Raw genomic sequence first — 21,566 nt, forward strand, 5'->3', positions numbered from 1 at the left:
TAGACCAGTCTGTCATGATGGACCCTGAACTACGACTTGGGAGTTATTATATTAAATCTTCTGAATGTCCGAATCAGGCCCGAGAACGGGCGTCGAGAGCGTGGCTGACCGCGGCGATTCGAGTGCGAGACGGGCGGGCCGTCTCGCTTCGCTAGGTCGCTCGCCGGCGCGCGAGGAGGACCGAGCCGATTACCAGCGCGGCGAGCGCGACCGAGACGCCGAACCCGGGGACGGGCGTGTCGGTGGTGGTCGTCGCGGGCGTGTTATCGTCGGTCGTCGTCTCCGGAGTCCCTCCCGAGTCGCCGTCCGACCCGTCGGAACCGTCGCCTGCGTCGTCACCGTCGTTCGAGTCGTCGCTGTCGTCACCAGTGTCGTCATCGTCGCCGTCGTTCGAGTCGTCGCTGTCGCCCGAGTCGTCATCGCCGTCGTTCGAGTCGTCGCTGTCGTCACCAGTGTCGTCATCGTCGCCGTCGTCCGGGGAGTCCGTGGACTCGGGCGTGTCGGAGTTCCCGTCGTCCGTATCGTCATCATCACTCTCGTCGTTATCGTCGTCATCTCTATCGTCGTCGTCATCGTCACTGCCGCCGCCACCACCACCACCGCCGCCACCGGCGTCGTCGTCGGAACCGACCGCGAGCGTCTCGACGCCGTCGACGCTCATCTCCTTGCCGTCGGCGTCGAACTGGGTGAACCCGTTGAGCCGGTACGAGGCGTCTTCGTCCACGTCCTCGCCGGCGGTCACGCGATACTGGAGCGTGACGTTCTCGCGGTCGCCGTAAGTGGCGAACAGTTCGTCGTTGGCGTCGCGCACCCCGGAGAAGTCCGCGCCGTCGGCGTCGACGATTTCGACCGACGCGAAGCCGGGGTTGAACTCCTCGACGACGGTGAAGTTCGTCGCCTCGTCGCCGGTGATTTCGACCGAGACGACGGCCGATTCGCCGGGGTCGAGCGTCTCGTCGTCGACCGACCGGGTGAGGTCCCAGTTGTCGTCGTCGTCGGACCCGCTTTGGACGTCGAGCTCGTCCGTTCCACCGGTCGCCGCCTCGGAGCCGTTGACGTCGGCGAAGCCGTCGAACTGATAGGCCGTTCCGGCGTCCCCGTCGTCGGCCGCTGTCACCTCGTAGACGAGCGAGACCGTCTCGCGGTCGCCGTAGGTCGCGAACAGTTCGTCGTTGGCGTCACGGACGCCGGAGAAGTCCGCGCCGTCGGCGTCGACGATTGCCACCGAGTCGAACGCGGGGGTGAACGCCTCGACCAGCGTGAAGTTCGCCGCCCGGTCGCGGTTGACCTCGACGCGGACGGTCGTCGATTCGCCCGGTTCGAGCGTCGCCTCGTCGACCGACCGGACCACGCTCGCGCCGGCGTCGGACGAGACGCTAATCTCCTCGTCGCCGGTCGTCGAGGCACGAATATCTTCGAGCCCGAAGTCGCCGTAGCCGGTGAGGTCGTGGGTCGTCGCGGTCGCGTTATCGGCCGCGGTCACCTCGTAGACGAGGGTGACGTTCTCGCGGTCGCCGTAGGTCGCGAACAGCTCGTCGTTGCCGTCGCGCACCCCGGAGAAGTCCGCGCCGTCGGCGTCGACGATTTCGACCGACGCGAAGCCCGGACTCAGCTCTTCGACCACCGTGAAGTTCCCCCGTTCGGAGGCGTTTATCGCCACCGTGACCGTCGTCGACTCGCCGGGCGCGAGCGACGACTCGTCGACCGTCCGAGTGAGCGTCCCGCCGTGGGCGTCCGCGGCGACCGGCGCGATAGCCGCCCCCAGCCCGAGCGACCCGACCACCAGAAGGGCCGCCATCACGACGACGGGGAGCGCACGTCGCACCTCCGACGACAGCCTCGGGCGTGAACTGTCCGGTCTCATGGTGAGCGAGCGAGGTTCGGTCCCGACGGGTCACTCGTTCCGCGAGCGACGTGCGAAGCGGCCGTCGGGGGCTTCGATTCGCCCCGGCGGGTCGCGGTCGTGTGACGGGTCGCGGCCGCCGGCGGTGTCTGTTCGACTCGTCGGTCTGGAGACGGGCGTCTCGGGCGCGCGCTACCTCTGAACGCCGATAGCTGGCTCTCGTTGGAACGCATGCAATCAGCGTGTGAATCGAAATCGCCATGCAAATAGTTAACGATCATCTGACTCGGTCCCGCGCTCGGCGGGCCGCGACGCCACTCGCGGGACGCCGCTCGTCGGAGTCCGAGCCCCATTCGGGGCGATATTCGGTGAGTCGCGCCGCGAATCCGCGCCCGTTTTCGGCGTTTCAGCGGACGTAGTCGGCCAGTTCGTCTCGCGCGCGCCGGGCCGCGTCGTCGGGGTCGTCGGGGTAGGTGTACAGTTCGAACGTGGCGAAGCCGTCGTACCCGATGTCGTCGAGCGCGCCGAAGACGGGGTCGAACTCGATGTCACCTTCGCCGGGGACGAGGTGGTAGTGTTTCCCGCCGCGGCCGCCCGCGATGTCTTCGAGGTGGACGCCCGTGATGCGGCCGGCGCACTGGCGGATGCTCTCGGCCGGGTCCTCGCCGCAGACGGCCGCGTGGCCGACGTCGAAGTTGACGCCGAGCGCGTCGCTCCCCACGTCGTCGATGAGGGTGAGCACCTCCTCGGTGTCCTCGACGAGTAGTTCGGGTTCGAACTCGATGCCGAGGTCGACGCCGACGCGTTCGGCGTAGTCGGTGAGTTCGTCGAGCGAGTCGAGCAGGTGGTCGTAGGCCTCGTCCGGCGGCGTTCCGGGGAGCGCCGACCCGCTCGCGACGCACGCCGCGGGCGCGCCGACCAGCGCCGCGAAGTCGAGCGCGGCCTTCGTGTAATCGATGCGCCACCGGCGGTCCTCCTCGTCGCCCGAGATGAGCGTCGGGTCGAAGAACGCCGAGGGCGGCGCGTCGTCGTAGTAGCCGCGGGTCGTGTTCGCGTTGACGTTCGACACGGAGAGGCCGGTCTCGTCAAGCGCGGTCAAGACGCGCTCGCGGTCGCGCTCGTCGAAGTCCGCGAGGAACGCGTGCGGCACGTCCGCCAGTATTTCGACCCCGTCGTAGCCGTGGTCTGCGATTCGTCTGATTGCCTCCGGCAGGTCGAAACGCGTGTACGCGTTCGTGGAGAAGGCTAACTGTACCATACGTCGTGGTACAGTCACACATGAATAATTGTTTTGGTACTGTCACTCATTCGGGCCGAAAAACGTGAAGCGAGCCGCCGAGGGAGCCCGTCGGTTCACGACACGTCGAACGCCGACGAGAGGCCGACCGCCGGGACGACGAACGCCGCCGCGACGACGCCCCACACGGGTGTCAGCAGTCCGGAAAGCGCCCCGTTGAGGACGACGAGACCGAGGACGCACGCGCCGACGGCGGGGCCGATAGTGCTCGGTCGAGGGTCGGCGTAGGCGGTCAGGAGGTCGCGGCCGGTCCACGCCGCGAACCAGCAGAGCAAGCCACCGGCCACGACGACCGTCGCGGTATCGCTCGGGCCGACGCCGACCGCCGCGCCGGCCGCGACCACCGACCCGACGGCGAGTCCGACACCGGCCATTCCGACCAGCACCGCCCGCGAGTCGCCCGCACCGGTCTCGCGCTCGGCCATGTACGTGACGCCGGCGATGTAGAGCGCGACGACGACCGGCACGAAGAACACCCACGCCGGGAGCGTCAGGGTCGTCGGGGCGGAGGGCGACCCAGCGACGACCGCCATGCCGAGAGCGACGTTCGCCCCCCGACAGCCACCCATGGCGGCGAAGCCCAGCGGCGTGCCCTTGAGCGCGCCGTCGTAGAGCGCGATGAACGAACCGAGGACGGCGGCGACGATTCCGGCGGTCGGTCCCCCGGCGGCCGCGGCGACGACGACCCCGGCACCGAGCAGCGCGAGGCCGAGATTTCTCGCTCGCGTGCGCGACACGTCTCCCGACGGAATCGGTCGCTCCGGGCGGAGCCGGGCGTCCTCGTCGGCGTCGGCGTAGTCGTTGAGCGTCGTGCCGGCCGCGTAGAGCAGCACCGAGGCGAGCGCGGTGCCGGCGAGCGACGAGAGCGGAACCGCTGGGCGGCCGCCGCTGACCAGCACCGCCCCGAGGATAACGTCGGGCGGCGCGGTGAACAGGTTCGGGACGCGGACGAGTCTGGCGAGGCTCGAAAGCGAGCGTCGAAGACCGCCGGTCGCGGGTGTCGCGTTCGTTCGGTTCATCGTCGGCCAGTCGCTGGGACGGGTGCTCGCGTTCGAGCGAGGCGGTCAGGTCCACCCATGGGCTTCGAGGTACTCCATCGCGGTTCGGGCCGTCTCCGCCGCAGTCTCCTGATAGGGGTACAGTTCGACCGTGACGTGGCCGTCGTAGCCGGTCGCCTCGACCGCGTCGAGGAAGCCGTCGATGTCCATCGCCCCCTCACCGAGTTGGGTGTGTTCGTGGGTGCGGTCCGCGGGGATGTCTTCGAGGTGATAATGTGGCGTGTGGGGTTCGAGCGTCTCCACCAGTTCGACCGGGTCCTCGCCGACCGAGTAGAAGTGTCCCGCGTCGAAGTTACAGCCGATTCGGGGCGAGTCGACCCGGTCGACGAGGTCGAGGAAGTCCTCGGGGGTCTCGATGAGCAGGTGCGGTTCGGGTTCGACCAGCACGTCGACGCCGAGTTTCTCCGCGGTGTCAGCGACCTCGCGGAGCCCTCGGACGAAGGCGTCGAGCGCGTCCGCCCGCGTCATGCGCTCCGGGACGGGGCCGCCCGGCGGGACCGAGATGCTGTCCGCGCCGAGCGCGGCCGCGGTGGCGAGCGCGTTCTGCGTGTGCTCGACCCGCGCCTGTCGGTCCTCGGCCGCGAGTTCGACGAACGAGGGGTGGTGAAACGCCTCGGTGTCGCGGTTGAACGTCGCCGCCCGACTCGCCGCGGAGGGCTCGATGGCGCTGAGCATGAACGCGTTACAGTTGCTGACTTCGATGCCGCAGTCGTCGAGAAGCGTCCGAACGCGTTCGAAATCGTCGCCGTCGGCCGTCCCCGGGAACAGATGCGGGTCGTCGAGCAGGATTTCGACGCCGTCGTAGCCGGCGTCGGCGATTGCCTCGACCCCCTCGGTGAGAGTTCGCTGGCGGAACGCGTTCATCGAGAAGCCGAACTCCATCGGTCACAGCTCGTAGTGGAAGTTCGGTGACTGGCCGAAGAACTCCCGGGGGTTGTCGCAGACGACCTTCCGGACCTCGTCTCGGTCCCAGCCCCGGTCGAGCATCTTGTCTCGGGCCTTCGGGACCGCGAGCGGGTCCGAGGGGTCCCAGTCGGCGGCGCTGTTGAGCAGCATCCTGTCGGTGCCGTACTCTTCGAGGATGTCGATGGTCGTCTCGGCGTCTATCTTTCCGGGGTAGAGGGTGAAGCCGAGCCAGCAGTCGGTTTGCAGCGAGATGTCGACCGTGTTCTCGGTGTTGTGGTCGATGACGATTCGCTCCTCGGTCACGTCCTCGTCTTGAATCATCTCGACGAGTCGCTCGGTCCCCTCGGGTTTCTGGGTGTGCGGGGTGTGGATGATGACCGGCAGTTCGCGCTCCTCCGCCATCCTGAGTTGGCGTCTGAACGCGTACTCCTCGGCCTCGGTCCCCTGGTCGAGCCCGATTTCACCGAGTCCGACGACGTGCTCGCGGTCGAGGTACTCGGGGAGGCCGTCCATCACGGCCTCGGCCATCTCGGGGTAGTTCGCCTCCTTCGGTTCGAGGCCGACCGTGACGTAGTGGTCGATGCCCGCCGCCCGCTCCGCGCGGTCGGTCTCGAACTCGATTATCTGCTCGAAGTAGTCGAAGAACGACGCCGCGTGCTGCTTGTCCGTCCCGCTCCAGAACGCCGGTTCGACGCAGCATTCCACGCCCGCGAGTCGGGCGCGCTCGTAGTCGCTCGTCGAGCGAGACACCATGTGCATGTGCGGGTCGATAATTGGTATCGACATGTGACCTACCTCTCTGATGGTAGTTAATCATTGTTTCGGTGGATTCGGTGACGGCCGGGGGGCGGGGGCGCCACGGCCGCGCAACGCCCGGCCGACGCGGCCGCGAGCGACGGCGGAGACAGCTATTTACTCGTCCGCGCCGACGCCGTAGTCGATGCCGGAACACTGTCCGTTCTGCGGCGAGCCGATAGAATCGACCCGCGTCACGCCCGAGGACGGTCGCCCCTACGAGGAGTGGCGCTGCGCCGACTGCGACGAGACGTGGCGACACCCCGAGGAGACGGTTCTCGACCGGTCTCTCGATTTCAGCAAGCACGGCGACCAACTCGACAGGCGGGACGCCGACACCGACCTCGACTGGTGAACGGTCGCCCGCCGGTACCGACGCGGAAACAATCATGATTGACGGACAAGGTTATGTATCGGCCACCGCAATCGTGAGTCGATGACAGTCGGAGTGTGGATTATCGGAGCCAGAGGTAACGTCGCGAGCGTCTCGATGACCGGCGCGCGCGCAATCGCTCGCGGAGTCGCGGACACGACCGGGATGGTGACGGCCCGCGAGCCGGTGGCCGCGCTGGACCTCCCCGCCGTCGACGACCTCGTGTTCGGGGGCCACGACATCCGGTCCCAGCGAATCGAGGAGACCGCCGAGGAGATGGCGGGCCACGGCGGCGTCGTGGCACCAGACACCCTCGACGCGGTCCGCGAGGACCTCCGCGAAATCGACGAGCGCGTCGAACTCGGGACCGCCCGGCGGTGCGGCGAGGCGGTCGAAGGGATGTCCTCGGAGACGACGGGAGAGGACGTGTCGGTTGCCGACATCGTCGAGGAGATACGGGCCGACTACGCCGCCTTCGCGGACTCGCAGGGCGTCGACCGGTTGGTCGTCGTGAACGCCGCGTCGACCGAGCCGCCGATTCCGACGCCCGGCGACTACGACACGCTGGCGGCGTTCGAGACGGCGGTCGAGCGCGACGACCCGAACCTCCCCGCGAGCGCCCTGTACGCCTACGCGGCGCTCCTCGACGGCCACCCGTACGTGAACTTCACCCCCAGTACCGGCTCCTCACTCGGCGGCCTCCGCGAACTCGCGGAGCGAAACGAGGTGCCGCACATGGGCCGCGACGGGAAGACCGGCGAGACGCTGATGAAGTCCGCGCTCGGGCCGATGTTCGCGGGGCGGAACCTGCGCGTCCTCTCGTGGGAGGGCCACAACATCCTCGGCAACAGCGACGGACTCGTCCTCGAAGACGACGCGAACAAGGCGGGGAAGATAGAGAGCAAGGGGAGCCTGCTGGACGACATCCTCGGCTACGAGACCCACAACGCCGTCCGCATCGACTACACGCCGTCGCTCGGTGACTGGAAGACCGCGTGGGACCACGTCCACTTCGAGGGCTTCCTCGGGACGGAGATGAAGATGCAGTTCACGTGGGAGGGGGCTGACTCGGCGCTCGCGGCCCCGCTCGTTCTCGACTTGGTTCGGCTGGCCGCCCTTGCCGACGAGCGCGGAGAGGGCGGGACGATGTCCCACCTCGCGTCCTTCTTCAAGTCGCCCGAGGGCGTCGACCGCCACGAACTCTCCGAGCAGTTCCGCCTCCTCTACGACTACGCGGAGCGCCACGCGGAGGGAGCGTGACGACTCGCGACCCCTCGGCCGCTGGCGCGTCCGGTGCCGGGCGCGTCGTCGTCCTCGATATCGTCGGCCTCCAACAAACGCACCTCGACGAGGGGCTGGCACCGAACGTCGCCGACTTGCTGGCCGGCAAGCCGTCCGGCCCGCTCGAACCCTCGTTTCCGAGCGTCACGGTGCCCGCGCAGACGACGCTCTCGACCGGGCAGTCGCCCGCGGCCCACGGCGACGTGTCCAGCGGCGAGTTCGACCGCGAGCGACAGGTCGCCGAGTTCTGGGAGCGCGACCGAGGAGGCCGAACCCGGCTGTGGGAGGTCGCGAGCGACGAGGCGGGCCTCACCACGGGCGCGCTGTTCTTCCAGCACCTCATCGGCACGAGCGCCGACGTGGCCGTCACGCCGTCGCCCATCGAAGACGAGGACAACAATCTCATCGAGATGGACTGCTGGACGACCCCCGACGGCTTCTACGACGACCTCCGCGAGGAGTACGGCCACTTCCCGCTGCACAACTACTGGGGGCCGGTCGCCGACGAGCGGAGCAGCGAGTGGATTCTCGCGGCCGCGCGGGAGTCGATAGCGCGGTCCGACCCGGACCTCCTGTGGGTGTACGTGCCGTACCTCGACTACGACGCCCAGCGGCACGGCCCCGACTCGCCGGAACTCCGGGAGGCCGTCGGCGTCGTCGACGACCTCGTCGGGGAGTTCCTCGACCGGCTCGAAACGACGCCCCGCTGGGCCGAGACGGCGGTCGGCGTCGTCAACGAGTACGGCTTCAACGCGGTCGACACCCCGGTGTTTCCGAACCGGGCGCTCCGCGAGGCGGGCCTGCTCGCCGTGCGCAACGACGACGCGGGCGGCGAGAAAGTCGATATCGCCGGGTCGTCGGCGTTCGCCATGGTCGATCACCAAATCGCGCATGTCTACACCGACCGCCCGACGGCCGCCCGAAAGGTGCTCGAATCGCTCCCCGGCGTCGACGCGGTGCTCGAAGGGGAGGCCCGGGGCGACGCGGACCACCCGAACGCCGGCGACCTCGTCGTCGTCGCGGACGCGGACGCGTGGTTCCAGTACTACTGGTGGACCGACGACGCCGATGCGCCGTCGTACGCGACGGAGATAGACATCCACGCCAAGCCCGGCTTCGACCCGTGCGAACTGTTCCTCGGCGACGAGGGACTCGTGACGCTCGACCCGACGAAGGTGTCGGGGTCGCACGGCCGCATCGACCCAGACACGCGCGGCTTCTACGGCTTCGGCGGGCCGGCGGCACCCGACGGCCCGTCCGACCGAATCGTCGATGCGCGGCGGTTCGCGCCGACGGTCGCGGACCTCCTCGGCATCGCAGAGGACGTGTCGCTCGCGTTCGAGCGCCCGTCGCTGTTCGCCGGGCCGCAAGTGTAGGTTCGACACCGCCGCGACGCGCTCCAGAACTGCTTTTCCGCTCCGCTCGACGACAGCGAACGTACGATAGATACAAAAGAAAAGCCGCCGCGGACCGCGGTCGGAACGCGTCTCGCCCGCTCAGTTCCCGCCCGAACTCGCGATTTCGATGGTGCCGCGCATCCGTAGCTGGTGGGCGCGACAGACGTACTCCGCCATCGCGTCGGTGACGGTGAACGTGACGGTCTGTGACTCGCCCTGCGTCGAGAGGTACGACGTGGAGATGTCGTTGACGGTGGAGTCGTCGCCGTTGACGATTTCGAAGTTGTGGGGCGCGCCGTTGCGGTTCGTCCACGTGAGCGTGTACTCGCCGCCGGCTTCGAGGGTGAGCGTCGGATTCGTCGCGTCCGCGATTCCGGACGGCGCGACGCCGGTCCAGCCCTCGTTGCTCTCGGCTTCGAGTTCGATGGTCGAGCCCGACGGGATGACATCGCTCCCGTCGTCGTCGCTGCCGCCGTCGTCGCCGCCGCCGCTCGTCGCCTCGACGTGCGCAGTGACGCGGTCGTAGACGAGCTCCAGCCCGTTGCCGGAGCCGCCGATGCGCGTCAGTTCGGTATCGTCGAACCAGACGGTGCCGGTGGCGTCTCCCCAGCCGCCGAACAGCAGGTTAAGCTGGAACTCGCCGGGCGACGCCCCGGTCGAGAACGTCGTTTCGAGCAGTTGCCAGCCCTCGACGGGCTCCGTGTAGTAGTCGGTGACAGAGCCCTGTCCGAGTGAGTGGACGTTGATGGTGACACCGTAGGAGCTTCCGATTTCCCCGGTTCCGTCCTCGGAGTTGCTGAAGTCGTCCGAGGTCCTGACCCACGCCCGGAAGCGGTACTCCGAGTTCGGTTCGAGGTCGTCGCGGTACTGGGTCCACGACGCATCCGCACCCTCCGTGGAGTCGACGCGGACGCTGTACTCGCCCGTCCGCGAAACGTCCGAGGTGTAGGTGAACTCGGCCGTGCCGCCGTAGGTAGTCCCCTCCCAGTTCGCCGGGGTCTCGGGGTCCGACGGGGAGTCGGTTCCCGCTCCCTCCTCGAACGACGCGTTCGGCAGGAGGTTGTTCCCGTCGGGGTCGGTCAGCGAGACGTTGTCGAACCACGCCGTCCCGGTGGCCGTGCCGTAGCCGCCGAACAGGCAGTTAATCTGGACCGTCGTGGTGTCCGCGCCCGTGGTGAACGTGGTACTCACCTCCGTCCAGTCGTTCGTCCCGGTCAGCGGCTCCGTCTCGAAGTCCGTGCTGTGGACGTTGAACAGCGCGCCGCGGGCAGAGTCGCTGGCCTGCACGTTCTCGGTCCGTATCCAGCCGCTGAGGGTGTACTCCGTCTCGGGCTGGACCGAGATGCCGTCGACGAGCCAGACCGCGTCCGCGCCCTCGGTGGACGAGATTTGGACGCTCTGACTGCCGTCTTGGCCCGCGTCCGCGTAGGTGTACTCGGCGGTGCCCGTGAACGTGTTCGTCGACCAGTCGGCGGGCATCGCCGGCTCGCTGCTGCCGGTGCTCTCTTCGAAGGAACCGTTCGAGAGCACGTCGGTGCCGTCCGGGTCGGTCAACGAGACGCCGTCGAACCACGCCGTCCCCGTCGCCTCGCCGTAGCCGCCGAACAGGCAGTTAATCTGGAGCTCTTCGAGGTCGCCGCTGTCGATGGTGGTGCTCAGTTCCGTCCAGTCGTTGGTGCCGGCCAGTCCGGACGGGATGGTGTCCCACTGCGTGCCCGAGTCCGTGTTCGCTATCTGCTCGACGTTGATGGTCGCGCCGAGCGGTCCCTCACCGATTGCGGTCCCGTCGACGAGTTCGAGGCCGTCGGTCCTGACGTACGCGGAGAGGGTGTACTCGGTGTTCGGGTCGACCGCGACGGTCGTGTTCCACGAGGCGTCCGCGCCCTCGGAGGACGACACCTGGACGCTCCGGTCGCCCTCGTAGCCCGTCTCGGCGTACGAGAACTCGGGCGACCCGGAGTAGTCCGTGTTCGACCAGCCGACGGGCATCGCGTCGGCGTCGCCGGTGTCGCCGCCGGCGGGCGTCTCGAACGAGGGGTTTTCGAGGAGGTTCGGCAGGTCGTCGCCGCCGTCGCCGCCGTCGCTCGTGTCCTCGTTTGCCTCGTACGCCGGGATGAAGCCGTCGGCGTGGGTCGCGCCGGCGAGCGACGCCGCGTCGACGAGAACCGTGTCCCGGTAGTTCGACTCGTCGCTAATCATCTGGTAGACCGCCTCGCCGGACGCGTCGTCGGCCGGCGTCTGCGCGAGCGCGACGAGCGCCCACATGGCGACTCGCCCGTCTTCGTCGTCGAGGAGGCCGTTGTCGAGAATCGCCCCCCGCGTCTCCGCCGTCGACGGGAGGACGCGGAGTGCGGTGAGCCTGACGCCCGCCGAGGAGTGGGTCAGCGCGCCGAGCGCGGCCTGAATCGCGGTCGCGTTTCCGGTGTCGGCGTCGAGCGCGCCGAGGCCGTGCATCGTCCGCAGCGCGTGAATCGCCGCCGGGTCGAGGCCGGTTTCGTCGAGCGTCTCCGTCGCGACGAGGTCGACGAGCGCCGAGAGCGCGCCGGTCTCGTTCCGTTCGACCAACAGCCGTTGGGCCGTCTGCCGCCAGAACATGTTCGTGTTCGACAGCGCCGCCACGAGTTCTGAGACGCTCGCGTCCGAGAGGTCGGTCGGCTCGTAGCCGTCGTCGTCGCCGTAGACGACGCGGAAGAGTCGGGCGGTCGCGTGGTCGCGCACCTCGGACATGTACGCGTTTCCGGGGCCGTTCTCGAAGCCGTCGGGTGTCGGGTTGTGCTGGTAGATGTAGTTGTACCAGTCGATGAACCAGAGCATGCCGTCCGGGCCGACGGAGGAGTACGACGGTGCGAACCACGCATCTGTCGCGGCCGCGATGTTGTGGGCGTAATGGTTGGTGTAGCCCGCGCCGTCCTGCGAGAGGAAGAACGTCCCGAGCAGGTTACCCGTTCCGCCGCCGACGAAGCCGGTGTTGTTCCAGTACTTCTCGGGATATTCACGCGCCGTGTAGATGGTGTGACCGGTCGCCGCGGTGTAGCCACCGTGGAGGTCGACCTGCCGGACGCGGTCCGTGACCGGAAGGAATCGGTTCGTGTCGGACGCCGCGCCGAAGTCGTTCGGCCCGGTCCCCTCGATGAGGTCGTAGTACTGATGCGGGATGGCGAAGTAGTTGCTCGGTCGCCCGGAGGTCGCCGCCGAGCCGAAGGCGAGGCCCTCCTCGGTGAAGCCGAGGCCGGCCTGGTTCCCCGGGAGCGTGCCGACGATTTCGAAGTCCGTGACTGAGCCGTCTTCCAGCTTGAATCGGAAGACTGAGGAGCTGAAGTTTCGCTCCTCGCCGGCGACGGTGCCGCTGAAGCCGGAGTAGCCGACCTGTCCCCAAATCCAGTTGTCGATGCCGTGGGCCAGTTCGTTGGGGCCGGCGTGGGTGTCGCCGTTGCCGAACCCGGAGAACAGGACCGTCCGCTCGTCGGCCTCTCCGTCGCCGTCCGTGTCAGCGAGGTGGACCATCTTCCCGCTCTCGCCGGGGTCGTCGAGGTCCGCAACGACGACGCCGTCGTCGACGACCACCATGCTCGTCGGAATCGAGAGGCCGTCCGCGAAGACGGTGAACTCGTCGGCCTCGCCGTCGCCGTCGGTGTCCTCGCAGACGACGATTTTGTCGCGGTTCTGCCCGAGTTCGTTCGGGTAGTCGCGGGTGACAGACAGCCAGACGCGACCCCGCGCGTCGAACTTCGCGTCGAGGATGTTCCCCCGCGCGTCGTCCGGCAGGTCGGCCTCGGTGACGAACGGTTCGAGGTCGAACCCCTCCGGCGTAATCGTCCGCCGGACCGTCTCGCTGGGGTTCAGCGCCCGCTGCATCCTGTTCCAACTCGTCCCGCTGCCGACCTCCTCGGGGACCTCCGGCGTCAGGAGGCTCCCCTCCGGCGGCGGATAGTACGGGATGTCGGCGTCGATGAACTCCAAGTCGTTGAGGACCGTGGTGTCGTCGGCGATGGTATCTTCGTTCTTCGTGACCCAGCGAATCGCGTTCTCGATGAGCGCCTTGAAGCCGTCGGTCGCCCACGGCGCTCTGCCGTGACCCCACGCGGTGTAGAAGACGCGGCCGTCGCCCTGCGTGCGGGTCCACGACCACGGTTCGCCTTGGTCGCGTCCCTCGTCGTACTCGGGGATGCTGTCGCCCTCGGGGAACTGCGCGTAGGCGAGTACGTCGATATCGTCGTTGAGGTTCGTGTGGCGATACGTCTCGTCTTCGACCGTGATGGGGTCGAGGGTCGACAGGATGGGGTGGCTCGGCTGGGCGAAGTTCGTCGTCATCTCGCCGTAGTTGTGGGCGGCGAACTCGCCGCCGACGAGGTTCATGTAAGCGTCCGAGCCGGTGAAACAGGCCGAAGCGCTGTGAATCGGGATGAAGCCGCCGCCGTTCTCGACGAACTCGACGATGGACTGCTCCTGTTCCGCGGTCAGCGATTGACCGTAGTTCGCGCCGCGGTTGTCTATCATAACCCACGCGTCGTAGCGGTGGAGCACGTCGGGTTCGAGGTCTTCGAGTCGGTCGGTGTACTGGACCTCGATACCGCGGTTCAGCATGTACCCGGTGAGCTGGACCTGCCGTGCGGGCGCGTTGTGGCTGCCGCCCTGCGGGCCACCCATCATGAGGACGCTGATGGTGTCCTCGGCCGGCGGCGGCGTTATCTCGACGCTTCCCCGCATCTGCTCGGGGTGTTCTTCGGCGTAGTACATCGCCATCGACGACTCGGCGGTGAACGTGACCGTCTCCGAGCCGCCCGACGCCTGCATCGTGGAGAACGACTCCATCACCTCGCCGGTCGGGTCCGCGAGCACGAACGTGATGTCCTCGTCCATGGCGTTCGAGAGCTCGATTTCGTACTCCTCGCCCTCGTGCACGACGAGCGTCGGATTGGCCGTGTCCGCCATCTCGTCTGGCTCGGTCGCGACCCACGAAAACGAGTCCGCCGCGGTCTCGATTTCCGTCCCGTTTCGCCAGCTGTTGATGCCCGTCAACAGGGAGTTGGTCGTCAGGTCGCCCTCGCGCCAGTCGGATATCGCGTCCGCGAGACCCGACCCCTCGATGACGGACTCCTCGTTCGTGTACGCCGCGAGGACGTCGCCCTCCGTCGCCACGAGGCGAATCGTGTCGGTGGCGGTGAGCTGTTGCGCCTGCGCGACGCCGCTGGCCCCGAGGAAGTTCGCCGCCCCCGCGCCGCTTACCTTCATGAAGTCGCGTCTGTTGATGTTCAGTCGGTCGCCGTCGTCGTCCGGGTTCGATTCCCGTGTCGTGTCGTCGTGTGTCATAGTGTTGCGTCGGTCGCTGTCGTCGGTTACCGTTCGATTCAGGGTTGCGCTGCTCTCGGGGAGCGCACCCCGGCCGCGTCCCCCGCCAACGGGCCGAGCGGACAGACGGCTCTCCCCCCGCGCGCTCGCCCGAACCGCTCGACGAGGTGTGACGGGTGTATCGCCGTTACGTCCGCAGGCTCATTGTGGTGGGCTACCGAATTTCATGAACTAACATTACTTGAATGTACTGTCCGGCGGCAAGGAGCGACCGCCCGGTTCACCGCCTCAGTCGCCGGTGAACGTTGGCCTAACCCCAATGTTAATTATTGTCTGTCGTGTTGCTTCAGTTGCACGTATGAACCGCGCACACACACAGTCTGTCGTACCGGCGGCGACGCCAAGGGGCGTCGCGGGTTCGAACCACGGGGGCGGACCGACCGGGCGCGAGCGGCCCGAAGCGGGTGGCCGATGAGCGTCGTCATCGTCGGCACGCTCGACACCAAAGGCGAGGAAATCGGGTTCGCCCGCGACGTGCTCGAAGAACAGGGGGTCGAAGTCCACCTCGTCGACGTGGGCGTGCTGGGCGAGCCGGAAATCGAACCGGACACCGACGCCGCGGCCGTCGCCGAGGCGGGCGGGAGCACCCTCGAAACGCTTCGGGAGGCCGGCGACCGCGGCAAGGCCATCGAAATCATGGGCGACGGTGCCGCCGTCGTCGTGTCCCGACTCCACAGCGAGGGCCGACTCGACGGCATCCTCGGGCTGGGCGGCGGGGGGAACACGTCGGTCGCGACGGCCGCGATGCGCGCGCTGCCGATGGGCGTTCCCAAACTGATGCTGTCGACGATGGCGTCGGGCGACACGGAGCCGTACATCGGCTACCACGACATCGCCATGATGTACTCCGTCGCGGACATCGAGGGCCTCAATCAGCTCTCGCGGACCGTCATCTCCAACGCGGCGCTCGCGATGGTCGGCATGGTGTCGAACGAACCGGACGTGGAGACCGAGGAGAAGCCCACCATCGGCATCACGATGTTCGGCGTCACCACGCCGTGCGTCCAGAGGGCGCGCGACTGGCTCGAAGCGCGCGGCTACGAGACCATCGTCTTCCACGCGACCGGGACCGGCGGCCGGGCGATGGAGTCACTCATCGAGGAGGGCGTCATCGACGGCGTGCTCGACGTCACGACGACCGAGTGGGCCGACGAACTGGTCGGCGGCGTCCTCGCGGCGGGGCCCGGCCGACTCGACGCCGCGGCCGAACGCGGCATCCCGCAGGTCGTCTCGACCGGCGCGCTCGACATGGTCAACTTCGGGCCGAAAGACTCCATCTCAGACGAGTTCGACGGTCGGCAGTTCCACGTCCACAATCCGCAAGTGACGCTGATGCGGACGACGCCCGAGGAGAACGCCGAACTCGGCCGCATCATCGCGGAGAAACTCAACGCCGCGACCGGGCCGACCACGCTCGCGCTCCCGCTCGGCGGCGTCTCGATGCTCGACGCGGAGGGCGAGGCGTTCTACGACCCCGAGGCCGACGACGCGCTGTTCGACGCGCTCCGCGAACACCTCGACGACGACGTCGAACTCATCCAATCGCCGGCGAACATCAACGACGACGAGTTCGCGCTCACCCTCGCGGAAGCTATCGACCGCCGGATGCGGGCGGCGGCGTGAGACGACCGACATCGACGTGAGGCCGCCTCCGACGACCCAATAGCTCCACCGAGACGGCCGCGTGTCGCCCCGCGAGCAGCGACGCTCGAAACACCGACCGGCGGAATTTCCCGCTCGCAGTCGGTCGTTCGACCTGTTTTCTACCTGTATAATCACAAAGTTTAACTATATCATGACACCATGTCACTACCAGCGTTCCGAAGAAACATGACTGATCAACCAGCGCTAACTGACGAATCCAGGCGACGCTATCTGAAAGCAATCGGGACGGCCGGACTCACCGCCGGTCTCGCGGGCTGTTCCGGCGGGGGCGGCGGTAACGGCGGCGGCGGTGACGGCGGCGGAGATTCTGACGGCGAGAACAACGCCGGGGGCGGCGGGGGTGACGACTCCTCCGGCGGCGGCGAAGACTACGAGGCAATCGGGAACTTCCCGCCCGAGGGGAACTCCGTGAGCATCGGTTTCAACGGGCCGACCTCCGGCGCGTTGGGTCCCGACGGCCAAGACCAGGAGAAGGGCTTCGACCTCGCGGTGAAGCACCTGAACGAGGGCGGCGGCCTCGTCGACTACTGGGACCGACTGAGCGGCGACGGCATCATGGGCTACCAGGTCGAGCCGACGAAGGCCGACACCGCCGGGAGCGCCGACACGGCACAGGACAACATCGAGCGGATGATTCAGCGGGACAACATCCAGTTCTGGACGGGCGGCATGTCCAGTACGGTGACGATGGCGATGCAGAACGTCGCCCAGCGAGAGAAAGTTCCGTTCATGGGTGGGAACTCAACGTCCGCCGGCATCTCCGGGGAGAACTGCTCGCGATACTACTTCCACCCGACGTTCCACGCGGAGATTATCGGGATGGCGATGGGCGAGGCCGCGCCCTCGGTCCTCGGTGAGGACCGCTCGCTGTTCCACATCTACATGGACTACTCCTACGGGCAGTCGAACCGCGACGCCGCCCGCAAGTACCTCACCGAGCAGGGGCCGTGGGAGGACGCCGGCGGTGCCGCCATCGCGGAGGGCGAGACCGACCACAGCTTCCAGATTCAGGCGCTCGAAGACTCCGGTGCCGACACGCTGTACTTCTCCAGCTTCGGCAACTTCGCCGCCAGCGGCCTCGCGCAACTGCGAGACGCCGGCCTGACCGACGACATCGACGTCATCATCCCGCACGTCAGCGCGTTCACCCTCGACCCGCTCGGCGCGGACGCCGAGGGCGTCCTCGGCATGGAGCCGTGGAACCCGAACGCCGACAACGAGGCGAGCCAAGCGTTCGTCGAGTCCTACCAGGCGGAGTACGACGAGACGCCGAATCAGAGTTCGCTGCACACCTACGAGTCGATGATGGTGTACGCCGCCGCCGTCGAGGAGGCCGGCACGTTCCACCCGCCGACCGTGGTCCGAACGCTCGAAGACTTCGAGTGGAGCCTCGCGTGGGGCGACTCCGCGTTCCGGACGTGCGACCACCAGGTCGAACGCCCGTGGTACATGGTGCAGGGCGTCGGCGACGACCGCGCCGAGGAACTCGGCATCCGGACCGAAATCGTCGAGACGACCGACCCGCTCGTCTACGAGTGCAGCGAGTTCCCGGCGTCCAACTGCGCCATGGGCGACAACGAGTACGGAGACGAGTGACAGCCTGACAGCGCCTCGATACGAATACAACGTACCAACTCCATTTTGGGCAGTCGAGGCTCCCTCCGCGGTCAGTTCACCCGCGTTCGACTGCTCGAACGCCGCTTTTTCTCGGTCGCACGGACCTCGCGTTGACGCCCGGAGACGACCCGCGCCGCACCCGGAGAGCGGGCCGCTGCCGTGTCAAAAGTCAGCGAAACGCAAGATTAACATACTGAAGAATTCATGGATAATCGTGCACACCATGAACTGCTTACTCACAGCTGTACCGAGGTGGCTGCGATGAACGTCGACGGCGTCGTCGGATTCCTCTTCATCGCGCTGAGCGTCGCGTCGCTGTATCTGCTCGTCGCGGTCGGACTGTCTATCGTGTTCGGGTCGCTCAAGTACGTGAACATGGCCCACGGCGTCCTCTACCTGAGCGGCGCGTACATCGGCCTACTCATCGCGTCGAGCGAACAGTACGGCGGGCTGTTGAGCGACTTCGGGCAGGTCGGCCTCGACTGGGGGTTCGTCCCCGCGCTCGTGTTGACGCCGGTGGTCATCTTCGTCGTCGGCGTCGCGATGGAGCGCTGGATTGCGAAACCGTTCTACGAACGAGAACTCCTCGACCAACTGCTCGTCACGTTCGGCATCCTCATCGCCGCCCAAGAGCTGGTCGCCATCCTCTTCGGCCGAACGGGGACCATCTACCCGCGCCCGGAGTGGCTCACGGGCGCGATATCCCTTCCCGTCATCGGAACGCCGCCGGGGATGAGCGCGGCTTCGACGATACGCGTCCTCGTCGTCGCGCTCACGCTGTTGCTCGTCGCCGGTATCTTCGCGTTCTTCAAGTACACCGATTACGGCCTCGCCGTCCGGGCGGGGACCGAAGACTCCGAGATGACGCAGATGCTCGGCATCCGTATCGGGCGGCCGTTCCTCCTGATATTCGCCGTCGGAGCCGCGTACGCCGGGCTCGCGGGCGTTCTCGGCGGGTCGCTTTTCAACGTGACCTCCGAAATCGGCATGGAGATAATCATCCCGTCGCTGGTCATCGTCATCATGGGCGGCGTCGGCAGTTTGCGCGGGACCGTCGTCGGCGCGCTCCTCGCCGGGCTCACCTTCGCGGTGGCGACGGAACTCGAACCGAGCATGACGCAGGCCAGCATCTACCTGCTCGCCATCGTGGTGCTGACGATTAGGCCGAGCGGTATCTTCCCCTCGGCGGAGATCGGACAATGAGCACGGACAACATCCACAAGACCGTAGCCGAAGCATCGTCGTTGATTAGCTGGGACACCTGGGACCGAATCAAACACACCGAGTCGTTCGTCCTCCTGTCGTCGGTGCTTTTCGTCCTCCTGTTCTCGTACGCATTCGGCCGCGCGCCGGTCGTCTCGGACGTCTTCCAGGGCTATCACGGGCTGGCGATTACCATCCTCATCTGGTCGATATTCGCGCTCGGATTCAACCTCCTTTTGGGACAGACCGGCCTCCTCTCGTTCGGCCACGCCATGTTCTTCGGGACCGCGAGCTACGCCGCGGCGCTGTTTGCGATTCACGTGTACAACGACCCGCTGGCGGTCATCGTCGTCGGGACGCTGGCCGCGGTCGCCCTCGGGGCGGTCGCGGCGCTGATTCTCCTGCGCCTCCACACGGTGTACTTCTCCATCGTGGCGCTCGCCATCGGGCAGTTCCTCTACTTCCTCGCCCGCGAGCCGCTCGTGGAAATCACGAAGGGGATAAACGGCCTCGAAGTGCCGCGGTCGGACGTTCTCGGGGTCTTCGAGCTGGAACACCAGTACGGCGGCCTCCTCGGGGAACTCGTCGTGAACAACCTCTATCTCTTCGTCGGCGTCTTCTTCGTCGCCGTCGTCGCCTCCATCACGCGCATCCGCAAGTCGCCCTACGGGCTCATCTTCAAGGCGATTCGCGAGAACGAGACGCGGACGGCGTTCGTCGGTCTCGACGTCTGGCGCTACAAGTTCGCGGCGTTTCTCCTCTCTGCGGCCATCGTCGGCCTCGCCGGCGGACTGATGGCCGTCAACACCCAGTTCGCGGGCGTCGAGCGCCTCTACTGGTCCGTCAGCGGCGACGTGGTCGTCATGACCGTCCTCGGCGGCCTCGGGACGCTCGCCGGCCCGGTCATCGGGACGTTCGTGTTCTTCTACTTCAAGGGCATCGTCAACGGCTTCCCGACGCTCGGCAACTACTGGCTGCTCCTGCTGTCGCTTTCCTTTACCACGGTCGTGTGGGTCTACCGCGACGGCATCTGGGGGATGATTACCGCGCTCACCGGCGCGCTCCGCGACCCCCGAGAGCTGGTCGCCGCGATCACGGCCCGAGTCACGGGCGGCGACTCGACCGGCGACGCCCCGGGAGGTGAGGACTGATGGCGCTGCTCGAAACCCGCGGACTCACCAAGGAGTTCGGCGGGCTCACGGCGCTCGACGACGTCGACATCGACGTCGAAGAAGGCGAACTCGTCTCGCTCATCGGCCCCAACGGAGCGGGTAAATCCACGCTCATCAACACGATTACCGGACGCCTGCCCCCGACCGAGGGCCAAGTGTCCTACGCCGGCACCGAGCTCGTCGGGATGAAACCGTTCGAAATCGCACAGCTCGGGGTCGGCCGGTCGTTCCAGACCGCGTCGATTCTCCCCGAACTCACGGTACGCGAGAACGTGCAGGTCGCGTCGTTCGCGGCCGAACACGGCTCCTTTCGGGTCAACTTCTTCCGCCGACGGGACTCCTTCGACGAGGTCCAATCGCGAACGAACGACATCCTCGACACCATCGGCCTCGACTCGAAGGCCCGGATGGAAGCCGGCTCGCTCCCGTACGGCGACAAGCGGCGCTTGGAGGTCGCCATCGGGCTGGCGACCGACCCCGACCTGCTGTTCATGGACGAGCCGACCGCCGGCATGTCCCCGACGGAGACGCAGATGACGGTGAACCTCATCCACGACCTGCTGGCCGACTGGGGGATGACCATCTTCCTCGTCGAACACGACATGGACATCGTCTTCGACGTGTCCGACCGCATCTTCACGCTCCACCAAGGACGGCTCATCGCGCAGGGGACTCCCGAGGAGATTCGGGAGAATCCGGCCGTCCGCGAGGCCTACCTCGGAGGTGGGGAGCAATGAGCCTGCTCGAACTGGACGGCGTGCACGCCTACTACGGGCCGAGCCACATTCTCCGCGGCGTCTCGTTCGATATCGACGAGGGCGAGGTCGTCACGCTCCTCGGCCGCAACGGCGCGGGGAAGACGACGACGGTCCGCAGCATCGCCGGGACCGAACCGCCGGCGATTCGGTCAGGGTCGATTCGGTTCGACGGCGACGACATCACGGACTGGCCGGCCGACAACATCGCCATGGGCGGCATCGGCGTCGTCCCCGAGGGGCGGCGGCTGTTCACCGAACTGACGGTCGAGGAGAACCTCGAAATGTCGAAAATCACGCGCGGCTGGTGGAACACCATCCGCCGGGGCGGCCTCGGCGGCGGCGAGAGCACGATGTCGATAGACGAGTTGTACGACCTGTTCCCGCGACTCGACGAGCGGCGCACCCAACAGGCGGGGACGCTCTCGGGCGGCGAACAGCAGATGCTCTCCATCGCGCGGACGCTCAGGCTGCCGAACCTGAAACTGCTGTTGCTGGACGAGCCGACCGAGGGACTGGCCCCGCAAATCGTCAAGGCGGTGGGCGACTCCATCACGGAGATTGCCGACCAAGGGCTGACGGTGCTTCTCATCGAGCAGAACGTCCGCGAGGCGCTCCGCATCGCGGACCGCGGCTACGTGCTCGATCAGGGCGACATCGTCTACGGAGGCACCGTGGACGAACTCGAATCCGAAGACCTCGACGAGTACCTCGTCGTCTGACCGCGCCGGCCTCGCGCTCCTCGGCGCGACCGACCGCGCTCCGTTCTATCCCACCTCGATTCCGTTTCGGCCCGTTCTCGTTCCGACACCTACCTCGGCCTCAGTCTCGAATTTCGAAGTCGGAACCCAACCC

General features: G+C 67.2%; 15 protein-coding genes. 9 read left to right on the forward strand and 6 right to left on the reverse strand.

Features of this window, described 5'->3' with window-relative positions; all coding sequences use genetic code 11:
* Positions 1-151: 151 nt before the first annotated feature.
* The 5 genes from HVO_RS01015 to HVO_RS01040 all read right to left on the reverse strand — a co-directional run bounded on the left by HVO_RS01015 (position 152) and on the right by HVO_RS01040 (position 5,863).
* On the reverse strand, positions 152-1,798 hold the full coding sequence (locus tag HVO_RS01015) for a PGF-CTERM sorting domain-containing protein (RefSeq protein ID WP_171810340.1): 1,647 nt from the start codon (positions 1,796-1,798) through the stop codon (positions 152-154).
* 451 nt (positions 1,799-2,249) lie between these two features.
* Positions 2,250-3,101 carry a sugar phosphate isomerase/epimerase family protein gene (locus HVO_RS01025; protein WP_004041327.1) on the reverse strand — a complete coding sequence of 284 codons (852 nt, stop codon included), beginning with the start codon at positions 3,099-3,101 and terminating at the stop codon, positions 2,250-2,252.
* 95 nt (positions 3,102-3,196) lie between these two features.
* Positions 3,197-4,159, reverse strand: coding sequence for a UbiA family prenyltransferase (locus tag HVO_RS01030; RefSeq protein ID WP_004041326.1), 963 nt, complete (start codon positions 4,157-4,159; stop codon positions 3,197-3,199).
* Positions 4,160-4,204: 45 nt separating this feature from the next.
* Positions 4,205-5,080 carry a sugar phosphate isomerase/epimerase family protein gene (locus HVO_RS01035; RefSeq protein WP_004041325.1) on the reverse strand — a complete coding sequence of 292 codons (876 nt, stop codon included), beginning with the start codon at positions 5,078-5,080 and terminating at the stop codon, positions 4,205-4,207.
* Positions 5,081-5,083: 3 nt separating this feature from the next.
* On the reverse strand, positions 5,084-5,863 hold the full coding sequence (locus tag HVO_RS01040; RefSeq protein WP_004041324.1) for a TatD family hydrolase: 780 nt from the start codon (positions 5,861-5,863) through the stop codon (positions 5,084-5,086).
* 181 nt (positions 5,864-6,044) lie between these two features.
* On the opposite strand from HVO_RS01040, the gene HVO_RS01045 reads away from it, so the two are divergent.
* From HVO_RS01045 to HVO_RS01055, 3 genes are all read left to right on the forward strand, one after another.
* Entirely contained in the window at positions 6,045-6,254 is a 210-nt protein-coding gene (locus tag HVO_RS01045) for a hypothetical protein (protein WP_004041323.1), read from the forward strand.
* A gap of 81 nt (positions 6,255-6,335) precedes the next feature.
* The gene (locus HVO_RS01050; protein ID WP_013034991.1) at positions 6,336-7,532 is read left to right on the forward strand and encodes an inositol-3-phosphate synthase; all 1,197 of its coding nucleotides are present in this window, start codon (positions 6,336-6,338) and stop codon (positions 7,530-7,532) included.
* On the forward strand, positions 7,529-8,929 hold the full coding sequence (locus HVO_RS01055) for an alkaline phosphatase family protein (protein WP_004041321.1): 1,401 nt from the start codon (positions 7,529-7,531) through the stop codon (positions 8,927-8,929). Before HVO_RS01050 ends, HVO_RS01055 begins: the two co-directional genes overlap by 4 nt.
* 120 nt (positions 8,930-9,049) lie before the next feature.
* Here the strand turns inward: HVO_RS01055 and HVO_RS01060 are convergent, their stop codons facing one another.
* The gene (locus HVO_RS01060; RefSeq protein ID WP_004041320.1) at positions 9,050-14,260 is read right to left on the reverse strand and encodes a PVC-type heme-binding CxxCH protein; all 5,211 of its coding nucleotides are present in this window, start codon (positions 14,258-14,260) and stop codon (positions 9,050-9,052) included.
* A 450-nt stretch (positions 14,261-14,710) separates the two neighbouring features.
* Here HVO_RS01060 and HVO_RS01065 point away from each other — a divergent pair, with 450 nt between their 5' ends.
* From HVO_RS01065 to HVO_RS01090, 6 genes are all read left to right on the forward strand, one after another.
* A complete protein-coding gene (locus HVO_RS01065; protein ID WP_004041319.1) occupies positions 14,711-15,922 on the forward strand; it encodes a Tm-1-like ATP-binding domain-containing protein in 1,212 nt (403 codons plus the stop codon).
* A 207-nt stretch (positions 15,923-16,129) separates the two neighbouring features.
* Entirely contained in the window at positions 16,130-17,560 is a 1,431-nt protein-coding gene (locus HVO_RS01070; protein ID WP_004041318.1) for a substrate-binding protein, read from the forward strand.
* 282 nt (positions 17,561-17,842) lie between these two features.
* Positions 17,843-18,784 (forward strand): branched-chain amino acid ABC transporter permease, encoded by a 942-nt coding sequence (locus tag HVO_RS01075; protein ID WP_004041317.1) that lies wholly within the window; start codon positions 17,843-17,845, stop codon positions 18,782-18,784.
* Entirely contained in the window at positions 18,781-19,935 is a 1,155-nt protein-coding gene (locus HVO_RS01080) for a branched-chain amino acid ABC transporter permease (protein WP_004041316.1), read from the forward strand. Before HVO_RS01075 ends, HVO_RS01080 begins: the two co-directional genes overlap by 4 nt.
* Positions 19,935-20,693: an ABC transporter ATP-binding protein gene (locus HVO_RS01085; RefSeq protein WP_004041315.1), complete on the forward strand. Its 759-nt coding sequence runs from the start codon at positions 19,935-19,937 to the stop codon at positions 20,691-20,693. Before HVO_RS01080 ends, HVO_RS01085 begins: the two co-directional genes overlap by 1 nt.
* Positions 20,690-21,433 (forward strand): ABC transporter ATP-binding protein, encoded by a 744-nt coding sequence (locus HVO_RS01090; protein WP_004041314.1) that lies wholly within the window; start codon positions 20,690-20,692, stop codon positions 21,431-21,433. Before HVO_RS01085 ends, HVO_RS01090 begins: the two co-directional genes overlap by 4 nt.
* Positions 21,434-21,566: the final 133 nt, after the last annotated feature.

The sequence above is a fragment of the Haloferax volcanii DS2 genome, assembly GCF_000025685.1.
GTDB lineage: Archaea > Halobacteriota > Halobacteria > Halobacteriales > Haloferacaceae > Haloferax > Haloferax volcanii.

Bases quoted from the DNA above. Each gene is read 5' to 3' on its own strand.
- HVO_RS01015 (WP_171810340.1), bottom strand. From the start codon at position 1,798: ATGGCGGCCCTTCTGGTGGTCGGGTCGCTCGGGCTGGGGGCGGCTATC.
- HVO_RS01025 (WP_004041327.1), bottom strand. From the start codon at position 3,101: ATGGTACAGTTAGCCTTCTCCACGAACGCGTACACGCGTTTCGACCTG.
- HVO_RS01030 (WP_004041326.1), bottom strand. From the start codon at position 4,159: ATGAACCGAACGAACGCGACACCCGCGACCGGCGGTCTTCGACGCTCG.
- HVO_RS01035 (WP_004041325.1), bottom strand. From the start codon at position 5,080: ATGGAGTTCGGCTTCTCGATGAACGCGTTCCGCCAGCGAACTCTCACC.
- HVO_RS01040 (WP_004041324.1), bottom strand. From the start codon at position 5,863: ATGCACATGGTGTCTCGCTCGACGAGCGACTACGAGCGCGCCCGACTC.
- HVO_RS01045 (WP_004041323.1), top strand. From the start codon at position 6,045: ATGCCGGAACACTGTCCGTTCTGCGGCGAGCCGATAGAATCGACCCGC.
- HVO_RS01050 (WP_013034991.1), top strand. From the start codon at position 6,336: ATGACAGTCGGAGTGTGGATTATCGGAGCCAGAGGTAACGTCGCGAGC.
- HVO_RS01060 (WP_004041320.1), bottom strand. From the start codon at position 14,260: ATGACACACGACGACACGACACGGGAATCGAACCCGGACGACGACGGC.
- HVO_RS01065 (WP_004041319.1), top strand. From the start codon at position 14,711: ATGAGCGTCGTCATCGTCGGCACGCTCGACACCAAAGGCGAGGAAATC.
- HVO_RS01070 (WP_004041318.1), top strand. From the start codon at position 16,130: ATGACTGATCAACCAGCGCTAACTGACGAATCCAGGCGACGCTATCTG.
- HVO_RS01075 (WP_004041317.1), top strand. From the start codon at position 17,843: ATGAACGTCGACGGCGTCGTCGGATTCCTCTTCATCGCGCTGAGCGTC.
- HVO_RS01080 (WP_004041316.1), top strand. From the start codon at position 18,781: ATGAGCACGGACAACATCCACAAGACCGTAGCCGAAGCATCGTCGTTG.
- HVO_RS01085 (WP_004041315.1), top strand. From the start codon at position 19,935: ATGGCGCTGCTCGAAACCCGCGGACTCACCAAGGAGTTCGGCGGGCTC.
- HVO_RS01090 (WP_004041314.1), top strand. From the start codon at position 20,690: ATGAGCCTGCTCGAACTGGACGGCGTGCACGCCTACTACGGGCCGAGC.